Origin of the sequence: Lactococcus garvieae subsp. garvieae (assembly GCF_029024465.1) — a bacterium.
GTDB classification, from domain to species: domain Bacteria; phylum Bacillota; class Bacilli; order Lactobacillales; family Streptococcaceae; genus Lactococcus; species Lactococcus garvieae.
In genome coordinates this window covers 737,239-754,789 of record NZ_CP118950.1, presented here as the reverse complement: position 1 = coordinate 754,789, position 17,551 = coordinate 737,239, and the positions used below count along the sequence as shown (strand labels likewise).

General features: G+C 40.5%; 13 protein-coding genes and 1 pseudogene. 4 read left to right on the top strand and 10 right to left on the bottom strand.

Going from position 1 to position 17,551, the window contains the following annotated elements:
- Positions 1 to 42: 42 nt before the first annotated feature.
- The 3 genes from mdt(A) to pcrA form a co-directional block, all read right to left on the bottom strand.
- On the bottom strand, positions 43 to 1,299 hold the full coding sequence (mdt(A), locus tag PYW30_RS03740; RefSeq protein WP_042218596.1) for a multidrug efflux MFS transporter Mdt(A): 1,257 nt from the start codon (positions 1,297 to 1,299) through the stop codon (positions 43 to 45).
- Positions 1,300 to 1,498: 199 nt separating this feature from the next.
- Entirely contained in the window at positions 1,499 to 2,065 is a 567-nt protein-coding gene (locus tag PYW30_RS03735) for a DNA-3-methyladenine glycosylase I (protein WP_042218595.1), read from the bottom strand.
- A gap of 3 nt (positions 2,066 to 2,068) precedes the next feature.
- Positions 2,069 to 4,363 carry a DNA helicase PcrA gene (gene pcrA / locus PYW30_RS03730; protein WP_042218592.1) on the bottom strand — a complete coding sequence of 765 codons (2,295 nt, stop codon included), beginning with the start codon at positions 4,361 to 4,363 and terminating at the stop codon, positions 2,069 to 2,071.
- A 209-nt stretch (positions 4,364 to 4,572) separates the two neighbouring features.
- Between pcrA and PYW30_RS03725 the strand changes: the two genes are divergently transcribed.
- The 3 genes and pseudogenes from PYW30_RS03725 to PYW30_RS03715 all read left to right on the top strand — a co-directional run bounded on the left by PYW30_RS03725 (position 4,573) and on the right by PYW30_RS03715 (position 6,365).
- A complete protein-coding gene (locus tag PYW30_RS03725; protein ID WP_232254499.1) occupies positions 4,573 to 4,728 on the top strand; it encodes an ATP-binding cassette domain-containing protein in 156 nt (51 codons plus the stop codon).
- Between the two features lie 62 nt (positions 4,729 to 4,790).
- A pseudogene (locus tag PYW30_RS03720) lies at positions 4,791 to 5,945 on the top strand (IS3 family transposase); the annotation flags it as partial.
- Positions 5,946 to 6,038: 93 nt separating this feature from the next.
- Positions 6,039 to 6,365, top strand: coding sequence for a hypothetical protein (locus tag PYW30_RS03715; protein WP_232254560.1), 327 nt, complete (start codon positions 6,039 to 6,041; stop codon positions 6,363 to 6,365).
- A 49-nt stretch (positions 6,366 to 6,414) separates the two neighbouring features.
- Here the strand turns inward: PYW30_RS03715 and PYW30_RS03710 are convergent, their stop codons facing one another.
- From PYW30_RS03710 to parE, 7 genes are all read right to left on the bottom strand, one after another.
- The gene (locus tag PYW30_RS03710) at positions 6,415 to 7,146 is read right to left on the bottom strand and encodes a class A sortase (RefSeq protein WP_004258261.1); all 732 of its coding nucleotides are present in this window, start codon (positions 7,144 to 7,146) and stop codon (positions 6,415 to 6,417) included.
- A gap of 11 nt (positions 7,147 to 7,157) precedes the next feature.
- A complete protein-coding gene (locus PYW30_RS03705) occupies positions 7,158 to 8,228 on the bottom strand; it encodes an FAD:protein FMN transferase (RefSeq protein ID WP_042218933.1) in 1,071 nt (356 codons plus the stop codon).
- Between the two features lies 1 nt (position 8,229).
- On the bottom strand, positions 8,230 to 10,701 hold the full coding sequence (gene gyrA, locus PYW30_RS03700) for a DNA gyrase subunit A (protein ID WP_004258266.1): 2,472 nt from the start codon (positions 10,699 to 10,701) through the stop codon (positions 8,230 to 8,232).
- Between the two features lie 173 nt (positions 10,702 to 10,874).
- The gene (parC, locus tag PYW30_RS03695) at positions 10,875 to 13,358 is read right to left on the bottom strand and encodes a DNA topoisomerase IV subunit A (RefSeq protein ID WP_042218931.1); all 2,484 of its coding nucleotides are present in this window, start codon (positions 13,356 to 13,358) and stop codon (positions 10,875 to 10,877) included.
- 45 nt (positions 13,359 to 13,403) lie between these two features.
- Positions 13,404 to 13,865, bottom strand: coding sequence for a GNAT family N-acetyltransferase (locus tag PYW30_RS03690; RefSeq protein WP_042218928.1), 462 nt, complete (start codon positions 13,863 to 13,865; stop codon positions 13,404 to 13,406).
- 1 nt (position 13,866) lies between these two features.
- Positions 13,867 to 14,688 (bottom strand): 3'-5' exonuclease, encoded by an 822-nt coding sequence (locus PYW30_RS03685; RefSeq protein ID WP_042218926.1) that lies wholly within the window; start codon positions 14,686 to 14,688, stop codon positions 13,867 to 13,869.
- A 35-nt stretch (positions 14,689 to 14,723) separates the two neighbouring features.
- Positions 14,724 to 16,661, bottom strand: coding sequence for a DNA topoisomerase IV subunit B (parE, locus tag PYW30_RS03680; protein ID WP_042218925.1), 1,938 nt, complete (start codon positions 16,659 to 16,661; stop codon positions 14,724 to 14,726).
- Positions 16,662 to 16,889: 228 nt separating this feature from the next.
- Here parE and plsY point away from each other — a divergent pair, with 228 nt between their 5' ends.
- Entirely contained in the window at positions 16,890 to 17,528 is a 639-nt protein-coding gene (gene plsY / locus PYW30_RS03675) for a glycerol-3-phosphate 1-O-acyltransferase PlsY (protein WP_004258285.1), read from the top strand.
- The last annotated feature ends 23 nt before the right edge of the window (positions 17,529 to 17,551 follow it).

Genomic DNA, 17,551 nt, shown 5'->3' with positions numbered 1-17,551 from the left:
TATCATAAGGAGACGCTCTCAACTATTGATTTGCCATTCCTTTCACTGTCCTTCATTTTCTAACTTTCTTTGCAATAACTTATCATAGTTTCGAACTGAAGGTGTGAAATACAAGAGACAAGCGGCTAATATGCCCCCAAAGCCTGCAATGACGAGCATATTTTGAACACCTATGGACTCTGCTACAGGAGCGGCAAAGATTAACCCAACGGGTCCAGCAACACTCATCAGTGCTGAGACAATTCCCATAACACGTCCTAAATATTGAGCTTCAAAGGATTGCTGTGTGATTGCCATATTCATTGTGGTATAAATCTGTCCTACAATTCCAGCAAAAACATTCAAAACAAGGAAAACCCAAAAACCGTTCATATTGCCAGGAAGAAAACCTGAACCACCAATACTTAAACCAACGATGAAGTAGGCTGCAATAATCCAAGGCATACGGTCCTTCGTCTTCCCAAAAATACCGACTGCAAAAGAGCCAATCAGCATTGCAGTAGCAAAGAGAACTTCAACCCAACCTGCGTGAACAATCGTGCCCCCAAAATATTTTGTGGTTACCAGAGGATAGAGACTCATTGCGGGCATAAAAAGTAACATAAAAAGGGCACCAATGAGTGTCATTTTCCACATGGGTTTGTTCTCACGGAGAATATTAAATCCTTCAAGTGCATCCTTAACAACAGAGATTTTTTCACCCTGTGAAGCGACTTCTGGAATCTTGACTAAGAGTAGCATCCCAGCACCAAGAATAAAGCCAATAACATCAAGTAAAATAACCCAATGAATCGGCAGGGCTGCTACCATGAAAGCTCCGATCCCAGGTGAAACAATAAATATCAAGGATTGAATGATACCGAACTGTCCGTTAACTCGAGTAATTTCGGCTTCTGGGACCATTGTAGGCATAATGGATTGGACGGTAGGCATCTGAGCGGTCTGCGCCACCGCACGAATACCAATCGTCACAAAGACCATCCAAAGAGGATAAACATCGTTATTAATCCCATAAATAAAAAGTCCTAAAGCGATTACCGCCACGATAGCATCATAGAAAATAAGTAAGAACTTCTTATTCATTCGGTCAATAAATGGGCCAACAAATGGACTGAGAATCGCCATAGGCAGCATACCCACCAGCGTGGCAATAGCAAGTACAGATTCTTCTCCTGTTTCAAGGGTCAAATACCAAATTATCGCATATTGGACAATCATTGACGTGACGCCCGTTAGGAGCTGACCTATCAAAAATAAATAAAAATTTTTCCGCCAGTTTGGCGGGATTGATGTATTCATAGACTTCCTTTTTCTATATTTTCTTTAAAAAGAGGATGAGGTTTCATCCCTGATGCAACAAATATTACCTCTTTTTTAAGTATTAGCATATCAAAAAAGGAAGAGTTCTCAAAGCAATTTAAACCTTAGCTTCTCTTTCTTTTGCCTATTTTTTAAGAAGCAGCAAAAAGAGCCTGACCAATGTCAAACTCTTCTCTTTCTACAACAGTTCTTTATTACGGAAACAATAATCCGCATGGTCATTAATCACGCCTATAGCTTGAAGATAAGCATAGATGATTGTTGGACCAACAAATTTCATTCCTCTTTTCTTCATGTCTTTCGACATGGCTTCAGCTAAAGCATTGGTGACAGGGACTTGGCTCTCGTCCATAATTTGATGTTGCAACACTTGATCTTCTGAGAAAGACCAAATGTATTTATCAAAAGAACCGAATTCTTTCTGAAGTTCTAAAACTTTTTGAGCGTTATTGACTGCAGCTGCAATCTTTAGCTTGTTACGGATAATTCCCGCATCTTGACGGAGAGCTTCTTCTTTTTCCTTGCTGTAGCTGGCTACTTTTTCAATCTCAAACTGATCGTAGGCCTCATAGAAGCTTTCCTGTTTGTTTAAAATGGTTGACCAAGAGAGACCTGCTTGGTTCATATCTAAAACGAGTTTTGCAAAAAGCTCTTGATCATCATGGACCGGAGTGCCCCAATATGTATCATGATAATGAATCATCTTTTCAGAAGATAGACACCACTTGCAGCGCTTCTTATCCATTTTCTACTCCTTTTTCTCAATCGGTGCCATTGCAGCCAAAAGTCGCTTCATGCCTACTTCAGGGAACTTGATTTTCAACTCCATGTTTTTACCAGTCCCTGTAACAGCTAAAACAATCCCTTCACCCCATTTGCGGTGGACTGCAGTATCTCCAATCGCCCAATCTTCTGTAGCGACATCTGTTTTTTCAATCACACGTGATGCTCCAGGATTGACTGCAGCTTTACGTTGATGAAGCGCATCTGTCATGGACATGCCAGTCCCAAATAGTGTTCCACCTCCAGCTGTTTTATAACTGGCATTGAAACTTGAATTAGCCTTGCGTGCAATCCCGCCGTAGTCCAATAACTCATCATCAATCTCGGAGATGAAACGGCTTGGACGATTATAGCTGGTTTTACCATAGAGCACACGTTGATTTGCATTGGTCATATAAAGAAATTCTTCAGCGCGCGTGATTCCTACATAAGCAAGACGACGCTCTTCTTCCAACTCGTCAGGATCATCATTAACACGTGAAAGCGGGAAGATGTTTTCTTCCATCCCGATAAGAAATACAACAGGAAATTCCAAACCTTTGGCAGCATGCAAGGTCATCATGGTAACCGCATCACTCGCTTCTTCGTATTCATCTACCTCAGAAAGAAGACTTACTTCATTAAGGAAACGGCTCAAACGATCCAATCCTGTTTCTTTGATGGGTTCCCCTGTCATCTCATCCAGAGGCACTTCGGACTTCTCATCAAAATTCTTTGTCACAGAGAGAAATTCTTCAATATTTTCAATCCGTGTCTGCGCTTCAAGATTGGCTTGCATCCGCAGGAACTTCATATAACCCGTACGCTCAAGCATTTCTTCGACAAGTTCCGTAATACTAGAGCTTTCAATGAAGCTACGCAAGAAATCAAAAATCAGCCCCAGATTGTAGATTTCGCCAGCTGCCTTGCCGCGAATATCCGATAAAGTAATATCCAATGTGGACTCTGCCAAAGACTTCCCTTGCATATCCGCAAAGTTTCGTAATTTTTCCAGCGCACTTGGACCAACACCACGTTTAGGCTCATTGACGATCCGCTCGAAACTCATATTATCTCGCGGATTAGCAATCACGTTAAGGTAAGAAATAACATCACGAATTTCTTTACGTGAGTAGAACTTTGTTCCTGCGACCATACTATAAGGAATATTAGACTTCAAAAAGGCTTCTTCTATCGTACGTGATTGTGCATTTGTCCGGTAAAGGACTGCAAAATCAGAGTATTTCCGTCCAGCTTGCACTTGCTCACTTATCGTAGAAGCTGCAAAGATTGCTTCATCCCGCTCATCGTTGGCACGATAATAAAGGATATTCTCCCCATCATTATTTTGGGTCCATAATTTTTTAGGACGACGATTAACATTGTTGTTTATCACATTATTGGCAGCCTGTAAGATGGTTTTTGTGGAGCGATAATTTTCTTCAAGTAAAACAACTTTCGCATCTGGATAATCTTTTTCAAAGTCAAGAATATTCTGCATATCTGCACCACGCCAACCGTAGATAGACTGGTCAGCATCACCAACAACACAAATATTTTTAAAACGTTGCGCCATTAGCTTGACGAGCTGATATTGTGCATGGTTGGTATCTTGATATTCATCAACATGAATGTATTGAAACTTCCCTTGATAATAAGCTAAAACATCAGGATTTTTATCAAAAAGTCGTAAAGTTTGCATGATTAAATCATCGAAGTCCATCGACTCTGCTTTACGGAGTTCTGCTTGATAGGTTTTATAAACACGGGCTGTCAATAACTCATAGGGATTACGTGCATTGATTTGTCCTTCATAAGCTTCTGGATCCAGAAGGTCATTTTTAGCGTTTGAAATCGTATTAAGAAGCGTTTTGGGGTCCCATTTTTTAGGATCCAAGTTGGCTTCTTTCAAAATACGTTTCATCAAGGTTTTTTGTTCCCCTGGATCAATAATTGTAAAATTACGGTTATAACCAATATGATCTGCATCGCGTCGGAGGATGCGGACACACATTGAGTGAAATGTTGCAATTAATGTGTCTTGAGCTGCTGGCGTTAAATTAAGCGCACGTTCTCTCATCTCACGTGCGGCTTTGTTGGTAAAGGTAATCGCCAAAATATTCCAGGGATTCACCATTTTTTCATCGATAAGATAAGCAATACGGTGCGTCAGTACCCGGGTTTTTCCTGAGCCCGCACCTGCCATAATCAAAAGTGGCCCTTCTGTAGTTTGTACTGCTTCTGCTTGTTTTTCATTCATTCCATTTAATAAAGGATTCATTTATTCTCTCAATTCCAGTCTAGTCTTGCTCTCCTATTATAACAAAAGAGGAACTTTCCTGCACATCTGTTTCCCTAAATTCTTTTTCATTAAATGTAATATTTCTCGCAATAAACAAAGCTGTAAATATGTGATTACACTTCATGGATTGGCTTGTAAAAGGGGCTCAGCCATGATAAAATTATTCATAAAATGAAAGAAGGAAAAACATGACGCTGAACATTCAAAATCTCCGCTTCTCTTATCAAGCACACAATGTGCTCGATCTGTCACCTGTAACTTTTGAACAAGGAAAAATTTATGGCATCGTGGGACGAAATGGTGTGGGGAAAACAACATTTTTTAAAACTGGAGCTATACTATAAAAGTAGACACAAATATGTGTGTTATAATCTGTCTAAGAAGACACAAAAATGAAAGGACTTTTATGTCAGGCTTTAAACGTTACGACGAGGAATTCAAACAATCTCTCGTCAACCTCTATCAAACAGGTAAAACTCAATCCGAACTCTGTAGAGACTATGGCGTCTCCGTCTCTGCTCTTGCAAAATGGATTAAGCAGTACTCTCAAGTTCGTCTTGAAGATAATACGGTGTTGACTGCCAAACAGATTCAAGAATTACAAAAAAGGAATGCACAACTTGAGGAAGAAAATCTGATCTTAAAAAAAGCGAGTGCCATATTCATGCAAAACTCCAAGTGAGATTAAAAGCAGTCTATAGACTCCGATTTGAACACACGACAGTTATGCTCTGTCGTGTTTTACATGTCAATCGTTCCACCTACTATAACTTCATTAACAAGAAGCCTTCGAAGCGTGAAATAGAAAATCAACGCTTGAGAAAATTACTCCTTGAGATTTATATGAAAGCTAAGAAAAGAATTGGAACGAGAGCTTTTAAAATCATTCTTCTGCGTGATTATGGCGTTAATATTTCTGAAGGCCGTATCTTACGACTTCTCAAGTCTATGACACTCCCTAAAATGTCGACCATTAAACCTCGGGTTAAATCAAAACACTCTCCTGCATTTTCTTCTGATAATCTCCTTAAACAAGAATTTAATCCGAAGTCCCCGAATCAAGTTTGGACAACTGATTTCACTTATATTTCTATAGGACCTAAGCGTCACGTTTATCTCTGCGCCATTCTTGACCTCTACTCTAGAAAATGCATCGCTTGGAAAGTAAGTGATAAGATTGATGCTAAACTTGCTTGTGACACCCTAGAGATGGCTATAAATAAGAGAAAACCTAAGGAACCAATTATTTTTCATTCAGATCAAGGGAGTCAATTTAAATCAGCTTCCTTTAGAAAAATATTAGATGAGCATCAGTTACTTGCTTCTTACTCTAAACCTGGGTATCCTTATGATAATGCCGTAACTGAGGTCTTTTTCAAGTACCTTAAACAAAGAGAAATTAATCGAAGAACTTATCACACCATTCAAGAGGTTCAACTCTCTTGCTTTGAATACATCGAACAATTCTACAACAACTATAATCCTCATTCTGCCAACAATGGTTTAACTCCAAATCAGAAGGAAGAAAAATATTTTAAGAAAATATAGCTCATTTTATGTCCAATTATTTGACATTAGTCCAGTTGTTCCTTTTGTTACCTTCTTTATCTTTAACCAAGAAACGGTCTTTTCTCTCTTCCGATCGCTTGATTTATTGGTTCATTCTGCAGATATTTTTACGGGTCTTCTCTCTTTCATTTTAGGACTCATTGCCATGATGGTCACAATGGCTTTAGCAGTTATTATCACACGGGGAAGCACTTCTGGTTTGTTTGTATACATCGCTTTTAATTTTGCCTCTCGTATTCTTCAAACAGTCTTAATGAGCCTATTTTTCCTTTTCCTTGCACAAGGAGGTACTTCGGACTTTAGTACGAGCTTTGTAAGTAATAACAGCTTCTTCAGTATTGGTTATCATATTATAGAAATCTTAGTTTTCGGTCTGATTGGTATTTTCTACCTTCGCAAACAGGATTTATAAAAACATCAAAAAAACTTCCAGAGCATTTCTGGAAGTTTTTTTATTTTTATTAAAGCACTTGATTATAACTGCGGTCAAAAGCAGATTTCATCTCTGGTGTCGCAGCATCATAAGCAACTTTTTTCTCAAATGTACCATGCACAATGATTCGATTGACAGCCTCTGGATCCGCGCAAGTTACCAAAGTAATCTCCGTTTTTCCTGGTGTATCATTGATTACCTCTGAATGTTCTGGAGAAACAACAGATATTTTGTTGATACGATATTGATAGATATTATTTTTGTCCGTGACATAAATAACCATACCCTCTTTCGCACGCTCAAGCGGTGTAAAGAGTAGGCTAACATCACTGCTAAATCCAGTGACATTGTGACTGGCTAAGGCATAGTTTCCTTGCCCCATCACTTGATCTTCCTTCATCGTTCCAGCACCAAAAGCAAGATTCTCATTTGCTAAGCCTTTGAAAATTGGCAGGTTGATACCAACATCAGGAATTGCAATCCCCCCAATTACTGGCATGGGTTGACGGTTTAACTGATGGCGCAACACTTGCTCAAAACTAATCGACTCTACACTGTCAAAATCAAAGTTGCCCTTTACTTCTTTGTTTTCTTTAATCGTTTCCCGTGTCACATTATCTATCTGATAATGCGCTGTATTTCTACCGATTAACCAGTTTCGGATGGGTTTGTTAAAAACAAGGACCAAACCTACAAGAAAGAGAACCAAAATAAGCAAATTGATCAACATACGTTTCCAACTTTTATTTTTTTTCGCCATGTTGCCTCTTTCTATTTCAAGTCCTTAATTTGACCTATCTTATAGTTTTCGCTGGTTAGGTCAAATTTATCTTTTAAGCCATCCGTAATATAGACTTTGTTATCTTTATCCACAAACACAGCTTGAACATTTTTCAGGCTTTCCACATATTCATAACCTTTTTTGGTTCCCATAGCGTAGATCATGGTAGATAAGCCATCACCATTTGTAGCATCATCACCAGAAATTAAAAGAGTAATGCTGGCAATATCATTGTCAAAGGGGAAGCCCGTTTTAGGATTAAGAATATGAGAGTAACGATGCCCATCTACTTCTAAATAGCGTTCATAGATACCGGAAGTATTGACATGTTGGTCACTTGCTTTTAAAATCCCCAACTGCGATTTTTCAGGATCATTAGGATCTTTTATACCAATCGTCCACGCATCATTCGCTTGACGTGGAGAATGTCCAATCACGTAGATAGAACTTGAGCCCAGATCGACAATACCCGTAGTTACACCATTATTTTTAAGGCTTTCAACCATCTTCATGGCGGTATATCCTTTGGCTATTGAACCTAAATCTAATCGAGCACCTTTTTGACTTAAATAGACGGTACTGTCCTTTTCATTAAATTGGATAAATTGATAGTTGATCAGAGGTAAGACCTTGTCTATCTCATCTTGTGACGGTTTCCGTGCATCAGGAAAGCCTATGTTCCATAGCTTGCTCAAAGGACCTATGGTAATATCGTAGCCCATATTCTTAGCGGAATAGTTATAGCCTAGCTTGATCAATTGATAAATTTCAGAATTTACTTTGACAGGTTTAATACCAGCATTGTCATTGATTTTATCAACCACTGACTTTGCTTGATCCACAGATACCCAATCGTTATATTTTTCAGCAATATTTAGTGCTTCTTCAACTGCTTTTTCCTTACCTTTATCATAGACTGTAACTTGGATATAGGTTCCCATTGTTGTGGCATCTTTTTTTATTGGCTGCTCTAAAAGATCACGTGTCTCCTTATTTGAACTGCAAGCTGTCAGTAAAAAGATACCGACCACTGCAGTAAAGAAGATAAATAATTTTTTCATTTTATTCTTCCGTATTTGAAGTTATTTCTGTCTCACTTAATTCTTCATCTTCCTGTTCGGGTTCGACAAGAGCAAATGTCACGATTTGGGCATCATCATCCAAACGCATGATTTTCACGCCTTGTGCTGCACGACCAGTTTGTGAGATATTGTCTACACTTGTACGAATCACAACACCTGTATCGGTAATGACCATAATGTCTTCATCGCCGTTGATCGCAGTTAAACCTGCAAGCTTACCTGTACGGTCAGTGATATTCATAACTTTAATCCCTTTACCACCACGACCTTTAACTGGATATTCGCTCGCAATCGTTCTCTTACCTAAACCTTTTTCAGAAATCACTAAGACTTCCTGTTCATCGTGAACAATCGCAGTGCCAACAACAAAGTCGCCTTCACGCAGACTAACCCCTTTAACACCCGTAGCAGAACGTCCCATATCACGCACTACAGCTTCCTCAAAACGTACGGAGAAGCCATTATGCGTTCCGATAATGATGTTTTCTTTGCCTGAAGTGAGCAGAACATTAATGAGCTCGTCTCCTTCACGAAGATTTAGAGCTTTAAGACCATTAGTTCGGATATTGGCAAATTGTTGGGTATTTGTACGTTTAACTAAGCCTTTACGTGTTGTAAAGAACAAATAGCGTTCCTCATCTGACTTCACCACATTAATAACGGTTTGAATCTTTTCACCTTCATCAAGTTTTAAAAGATTAACAATTGGCAAGCCCTTAGCAGCGCGACCGTATTCAGGGATTTCATAGCCCTTCATACGATAGACGCGTCCAAGATTAGTAAAGAAGAGCAAATGATCATGCGTACTGGTTGACACGAGATGCTGTACAAAATCATCATCAGACATGTTCATACCTTGAACTCCACGACCACCACGTTTTTGGGCACGGAATTCGTCATTGCTGAGACGTTTGATGTATCCCTTGTTTGAGAGAGTGATAAGAACATCTTCTTCCTCAATCAAATCTTCGTCTTCCAGATTCAAGACTTCTCCAACTAAAAGCTCTGTGCGGCGTTTGTCTGCAAATTTACGTCTAATTTCACCTAATTCTTCTCGAATAATAGCTTTGACACGTTCTGGTTTAGCCAAGATATCTGCCAAATCAGCAATCAAGGCAATCAGCTCTTGATACTCATTTTCAATCTTGTCACGTTCCAAACCTGTCAAACGACGCAAACGCATATCCAAGATAGCTTGCGATTGCTTGTCTGACAATTGGAATTCGTCCATCATCGCTTTTTGAGCAATTGCATCTGTTGCAGATTCACGGATAATGGTGATCATGCGATCAATGTTATCCAAGGCAATACGTAAACCTTCTAAGATATGCGCACGGGCTTCAGCACGGGCTTTATCGAAACGTGTACGGCGTTCAACAACTTCGATTTGGTGCTCGATGTAGTCGGTCAAGATTTGTTTCAATGACAGAATCTTTGGCGTACCCTTTTCGATGGCCAACATATTAAAGCCAAAGGATGTTTGAAGCTGTGTAAGTTTGAACAAATTGTTCAAAATCACGTGCGCCGATGCATCACGACGGACTTCAACAACGAGACGTACCCCTTCACGGCTTGACTCGTCACGGCAGGCTGTAATACCTTCTATACGTTTTTCTTGTGCTAAACGTACGATATGCTCATGAACTTTTGACTTATTAACCATGTAAGGGAACTCAGTAACGACGATACGTTCCTTACCACCAGGTAATTCCTCAATTTCTGTCTTCGCACGAAGCGTAATTGAGCCTTTCCCTGTTTCATAGGCACGGCGAATACCCGATTTACCCATGACCAGAGCACCTGTAGGAAAGTCTGGTCCAGGTAAAACTTCCATCAAATCACGCGTTGTCGCCTCTGGATTTTCCATCAGCAAATCAACTGCATCGATTGTTTCCCCTAAGTTATGAGGGGGAATATTTGTCGCCATACCAACGGCAATCCCGGTTGTTCCGTTAACCAAAAGGTTAGGGAAACGTGCTGGAAGTACTTCGGGCTCACGTTCTGTTCCATCATAGTTATCCACAAAGTCGACAGTATTTTTGTTGATGTCTCGAAGCATTTCCAAGGCAATTTTAGACATGCGTGCTTCGGTATAACGTTGAGCGGCAGCGCCGTCTCCATCCATGGAACCAAAGTTCCCATGTCCGTCAACCAGCATGTGGCGGTAGCTCCACCACTGAGCCATACGTACCATTGCCTCATAAATTGAGCTGTCTCCATGGGGGTGATATTTACCCATGACATCCCCGGTAATACGGGCAGATTTTTTATGTGGCTTATCAGGCGTTGTACCAAGCTCGTTCATTCCGTAAAGAATGCGGCGATGAACCGGCTTCAAACCATCGCGTACATCAGGTAGGGCACGTGCCACAATAACTGACATTGCATAGTCACGAAAGCTGGTTTTCATCTCCTCAGCAAGATTGACATTTATGATATTTTTATCTTCCATGTTCTCCTCTTTCAATGTATAAACACTGTCTCTATTATACCATAATTTCTTACTGTTTACAGTTGTTTTTAAATCTTTTGTCTGTCTTTTTTAAACGTGTCAGGGCCTCACTTTGACAGGAGAATCTTGCTTTTTCTAAATAAAAAAAAACAACCCTCATTGAGGATCATTTCTTATTTTATTTTTGCTTCTAATACACGATCAATATCTTCTGCTAAGGGATGACCATTGCTTGCGCGATCAGATAACTTCAAGTCTGTCAATTCTGTTTGATAGACTTTGCCCACGGCTGAAGTCACTTCCAAAATCTGGCTCTTATCTGTTTGCGTTTCTTCTGCTTCTGCAGGACTGAAAAGATCAACCGTCTCTGAGAGTAGTGTCTTCTCGTTATTTATCACACTGCCCGCTGCAAACACGGTATGCGGATTGGACTTCAAAGGACGTAGCACCTGCAAGCCACGATTCGCTCGACTTGTTTCAGGAATATCTTCCGATTTTACCCGTTTGATAAAGCCACGTTGTGTGAGGAGGTACCAGCTGTCTGTTTGCACAAAGAAGGCAGCCTTCACTATATCCCCTGCTTTAAGATTCATCGCCTTGACTCCGGCTGCTTTAGCCCCCACGACAGGAATTTCTGAGATATTAAAGCGAAGGGCATAACCATTTTCAGAAATCAACAGCACATCTTCATCGCCTTTAACAATCGGCATGAGGGTTACGATACTGTCTTTGTCCCCTTTGAGTTTGCCATAAACCATGGACTTGGAGCGGTATGTCCGCCAAGGTTTAAAGGAAGCGAGTTCAACTTGCTTGATTTGACCAGCTGCTGTGACTACCATATAATTTTCGCCTGTTTCAAAATTATCAAGCACCTGTGCAAAGATAATTTCCTCATCACTGGAAAAATTGTTCAAGGTTTGCGAAATATGCTCTCCAATATCCTTCCAGCGGACATCAGATAATTCATGGACGGGACGATAAATAACATTCCCAAGACTGGTGAACATCAGCAGGTGCTGCGTGGTCCGCGCGCCTGCTTTAACAAAGATTAATTCGTCATCTTCACGTTTACCGACTTCTTCGACATTGGAAGAGGCAAAGCTGCGTGGCGATGTGCGTTTAATATAGCCCCCACGCGTCACTGATACAACCGTTTCCTCTTCTGCAATCAGTTGTTGTGCCTCAATCTCAATCGTTTCGACTTTATCTTGAAGTTCGGAACGTCTTTCCTTGCCAAATTTTTTCTTGACTTCACGTAGTTCCCGTTTCATCAAGTTAAAAAGTGTACGTTCATCATTGATAATCGCACGGAGCTCTAAAATCTTAGCTTCAAGTTCTGCTTGTTCATTCTCCAGTGTGACAATGTCGGTATTGGTTAAACGGTAAAGTTGCAAAGTGACTATGGCTTCTGCCTGCTCTTCACTGAAAGCATAGCTCACCTTCAGGTTTTCCTTAGCATCTGATTTATTTTCAGATGCACGGATCAAAGCAACAACTTCATCCAAGATAGAAACCATGCGGATTAAACCTTCTACCAGATGCAAACGTTTCTCCGCCTTACTCAAGTCAAATTTTGAACGCTTAACAATCACGTCCTGACGATGTGCAATATAAGAGCGCAGGACAGGAAGGACACCAACTTGACGTGGCGTCATATTGTCAATGGCCACCATATTAAAATTATAATTAATTTGCAAGTCTGTGTTTTTATAAAGATAATTAAGCACCAGTTGACTGTTGGCTTCTTTCTTCAGTTCAATTGCGATACGGAGCCCTTCACGGTCAGATTCATCACGTACTTCAGAGATACCGGGTACTTTGGCATTTACTCGCACATCATCAATCCGTTTAACCAAAGTCGCTTTGTTGATTTCATACGGAATCTCTGTAATAACGAGTTGTTCACGACCGCCCTTAAGCTTTTCAACTTCCACTTTCGAACGGACAGCAATGCGTCCTTTGCCTGTTTCGTAAGCCTTTTTGATTTCACTACGGCCTTGAATAATGGCACCTGTCGGAAAATCGGGGCCGGGCATGAAAGTCATGATTTTTTCAACATCAGCTTTAGGATGATCAATCATATAGATTGTCGCATCAATAACTTCTCCAAGATTGTGCGGCGGAATATCAGTTGCATAACCTGCCGAAATCCCCGTTGAACCATTCACCAACAAGTTAGGGAAACTTGCAGGCAGTACAGTGGGTTCTTTTTCCGTGTCATCAAAATTCCAAGCGTGAGCAACGGTATCTTTCTCAATATCTTTTAATAAATACGAAGAAATTTCTGCCAAACGCGCTTCGGTATAACGCATAGCAGCCGGTGGGTCACCGTCCATCGATCCGTTATTCCCGTGCATTTCAATCAAGGGCTCAAGCATTTTCCAATCTTGCGACAAGCGAATCATCGCATCATAAATCGAGCTGTCCCCATGCGGGTGAAAATTACCCATAACGTTACCAACAGACTTGGCAGACTTACGGTAAGCTTTATCAAAAGTATTCCCATCCTTATTCATTGAATACAGGATGCGACGTTGAACGGGTTTTAAGCCGTCTCGAATATCAGGCAGGGCACGTTCCTGAATAATATATTTTGAATAGCGCCCAAAGCGCTCGCCCATAATATCCTCTAAAGGTAGAGTTTGTATATTAGACATTAGTCCTCCAACAGTTATCTCATTTTCAGTTTACAAAATGTTTTTTTAAGAGGCGAAATCCTTTAAGTCCAAAATCATTTCAACATGTTTGATGCCATCTTCTAAAAAAGGATCAGAATCTTCTTTGAAGCCAAAGGAAGCATAGAAGGCCCGGAGATAGTACTGCGCTTCAATACGCACTACAGGTTCTCGCCATGCTTGAGCCAGAAACTCAAGCGCCTGTTGCATCATTTTGCGCGCCGTTCCTTTGCCACGTTGGCTTTCTTTTACCAGCACACGTCCAATAGAAGCCTCAGGATAAGAAAGGCCTGCCGGTAAGATACGGCAGTAGGATTGAATGGCTCCTTCTTCATCTTCTAACCACAAATGCAATGACTTTTGGTCTTTACCGTCGATATCTTGATAAGCACATGCTTGTTCGACAACAAAAACTTCAGAACGGACATGTAAAATTTTGTAGAGTTCTGATCGCGTGAGTTCTTCGAAATTTTTAATCTTCCATTCCATATTATCCCTCTTTTTCTATTTCATTTGTAAAGTTAGCTTTCTGCATTTCCTTCAAAAAGTCAGAATGAATGGTCACTGTCTCATTATTATAAAGCGTGGCCGTTAAGCTGTAGCCTGTTGAATAAGCTGCCGTTATTGCTAGTCCTGTCACCTCGAATTTTTGCCAATTTCGCTGTGTATCTCTGCGATAATAGACTAAGTCTTTGGTAATCGGTAAACTCAATTTTCGGCGTACTTCTTCTGTGATGGTCGTGTCCAGCTCGCCAAACAAATCCATTTGCAAACTTTCATTGGACACCAGTTGCGGTTTTGGTGGCCGTGACAAGTCTTGCAAGTACTGATAGAGACGTGCGGTGATAAGGCAATCGTTAAGGGCATCGTGACTCCGCAAATCAATGCCTAAAACATCCTTGAAGGTTTCCAACTTATAGTTGGGCATCTGCACTAATTTTTTTGCTTCAGACAGTGTATCATAGACTTGAAAATGAGGGGCATCGCCAATCTCACAATCCACTATCGCCTGATAAAGGAAGCTGACATCAAAAGGCGCATTATGAGCCACCATCAAGCTATCCCTTGAAAAAGCAATAAAATCAGGGAGTACTTCAGCCAGAACAGGTTGGTCCAGTAAGGAAGCCGGCCAAATACCGGTCAGTTCTGAAATTTTAGTCGGAAGATAAGAACGCGTAGGTTTGATCAACTGATTAAAGCGCGCAATTTCTTGGTGCGCTTGGTCATATTTGACGGCACCAATTTGAATAATCTCATTTTTTTGAGGACTAAATCCCGTTGTCTCAAAGTCAAATACTACGTAATGCTCCACCTTACCACCTTCCTTTCCTTAAAATATGCGGTTACTTAAAAGATTGTATTTTCTTCCAAGGTAAACTTCACATTATTCTCAATCCATTTACGACGAGGTTCCACCTTGTCTCCCATCAACACTGAAACCCGTTTTTCAGCTTGCGCTGCATCATCAATGGTAACTTGAATCAATGTACGTGTTTCAGGATTCATCGTTGTCTCCCACAGCTGATCAGCATTCATTTCCCCTAAACCTTTATAACGCTGAAGGGTTGCTCCCTTGCCAAAAGTTTGACGAAGTTCTTCAAGTTCAGCATCCGTCCAAGCATAGGCAACTTTTTCTTTTTTACCCTTACCTTGGCTCATCTTATAGAGCGGTGGCAAAGCAATATAAACGTGCCCATTTTCGAGAAGAGGCTTCATATAGCGGTAGAAAAAGGTCAGAAGCAGGGTTTGGATATGTGCACCATCTGTATCCGCATCGGTCATAATAATTACTTTATCATAGTTCCGATCTGCAAGGGTGAAATCTGCTCCAACACCCGCACCAATGGTGTAAATCATCGTGTTGATTTCTTCATTTTTAAGGATATCCTGCATTTTGGCTTTTTCAGTATTGATCACCTTACCACGCAAGGGTAAAATCGCTTGGAATTTACGGTCGCGTCCTTGCTTTGCCGAACCACCGGCAGAATCTCCTTCGACAAGGTAGAGTTCGTTTTTATTAGGATTTTTGGTTTGCGCAGGTGTTAATTTTCCTGAGAGAAGCCCTTTGTCTTTTTTATTCTTTTTACCTGTTCGAGATTCTTCACGGGCCTTACGCGCAGCTTCACGTGCTTCACGCGCTTTGATCGCCTTACGAATTAAATTTTGTGCCAGTTCACCATTCTCCAAAAGATAGAAAGTCAATTTTTCAGAGACCAGAGCATCAACTGCTGGACGTGCTAAGGGTGAGCCAAGCTTGTCTTTTGTTTGTCCTTCAAACTGTAAATATTCTTCTGGCACAAGGATCGAGAGAACGGCTGTCAAACCCTCACGATAGTCTGAGCCTTCAAGATTTTTATCCTTGTCTTTAAGCAGACCTGTTTTCCTGGCATAATCATTCATGGCTTTCGTCAAGGCAGTTTTGAGTCCGGCTTCATGTGTTCCGCCATCTTTTGTCCGAACATTATTAACAAAAGAGAGGATATTTTCCGAATAACCATCATTATATTGTAAAGCTACTTCTACTTGGAAAGAATCTTGTTCGCCTGCAAAATATAAAACGGGTGTGAGCGTGTCCTTATCCTCATTAAGGTAGTCTACAAAATCTTGCACACCATTTTCATAGTGGAATTCTTCCTTAACCTCTTCTTCTCCACGTTCATCTGCAAGTGAAAGCGTGACATCTTTCAAGAGAAATGCAGATTCATTTAACCGTTCAGAAATCGTTTGGTACTTAAACTCAATCGTAGAAAAAATCGTAGCATCTGGCATAAAGGTGACTTTTGTCCCTGTTTTCGATTTTGGTGCCTTGCCTATTTTTTCCAATGTGGTTACTGGATGTCCACCATTTTCAAAACGTTGACGATAAACATGGCCGTCACGCGTAATTTCTACTTCAAGCCAGCTTGACAAGGCATTTACAACAGAAGAACCTACACCGTGTAAGCCGCCTGATGTTTTGTATCCGCCTTGGCCAAACTTACCTCCTGCGTGAAGGACCGTAAAGATAACTTCAACAGTCGGTTTGCCTGTAGCATGCATCCCGACAGGCATTCCGCGTCCTTCATCTTCCACAGTGACAGAACCATCTTTATTTAATATGACCGAAATCTTTGTTCCAAAGCCTGATAAGGCTTCATCGACAGCATTATCTACAATTTCCCAAATCAAGTGATGCAAGCCTGTTGAATCCGTTGAACCAATATACATCCCTGGGCGCTTTCTTACGGCATCAAGCCCTTCTAAGACCTGAATCGCGCTGTCGTCGTAATTATTTATATCTACCATTCATTATTCTCCATTTAAGCTAGCTCTAAACCAGCAGAAATATTCATCTTTCCTATTCTACATTCTTCAAGGGCCTTTGTCAAAAGTCTTTATAAAACAAATGAAGCTTTTTATCCCAATTTCCTAAAAAATTTAAATTTGAAAAGATTTTCTTTCAAAGAAAGGCTAAAATTCGTTAACTTTTATGTTATAATTGTAGAGCTATTACAAACGTAAAAGAAAGATGATATGACTATAATAATTTTATGCATCGCTGCCTATCTTATTGGAGCGATTCCTGCAGGACTTTGGATTGGAAAGATTTTCTTTAAAAAAGATCTGCACGAGTATGGTTCTGGAAATACTGGTACAACGAATACTTTCCGTATTCTTGGAAAAAAAGCCGGCATCATTGTTTTCATCTTTGACCTCCTCAAAGGTACATTGGCAACACTTCTGCCTCTCATTTTCCATGTTCATGGTGTTTCACCACTTATTTTTGGATTATTAGCTGTCGTCGGTCACACCGTTTCAGTCTTTGACAAATTTAAAGGTGGAAAGGCCGTTGCGACTTCAGCTGGTGTTGTTCTTGGATTTAACCCCGTTTTCCTCCTTTATCTGGCCGTGGTTTTCTTCCTCGTGCTTTACCTTTTCAGCATGATTAGCCTGTCTTCTATTTTAGGAGCTGTTGCGGCACTGATTGGTGTTCTTGTTTTTCCTTATTTCCACTTTATTCTCCCCCATTATGATCCCTTGTTTTCGATAATCATTTTAGTCTTGGCTACTATTATCATTGTTCGACACAAGAGTAACATTCAGAGAATAAAAAATAAAGAAGAATCTTTGGTCCCTTTCGGCTTGAACCTTAGTAAACAACACAATATATAGTATTTTACATAATTATGAACCAC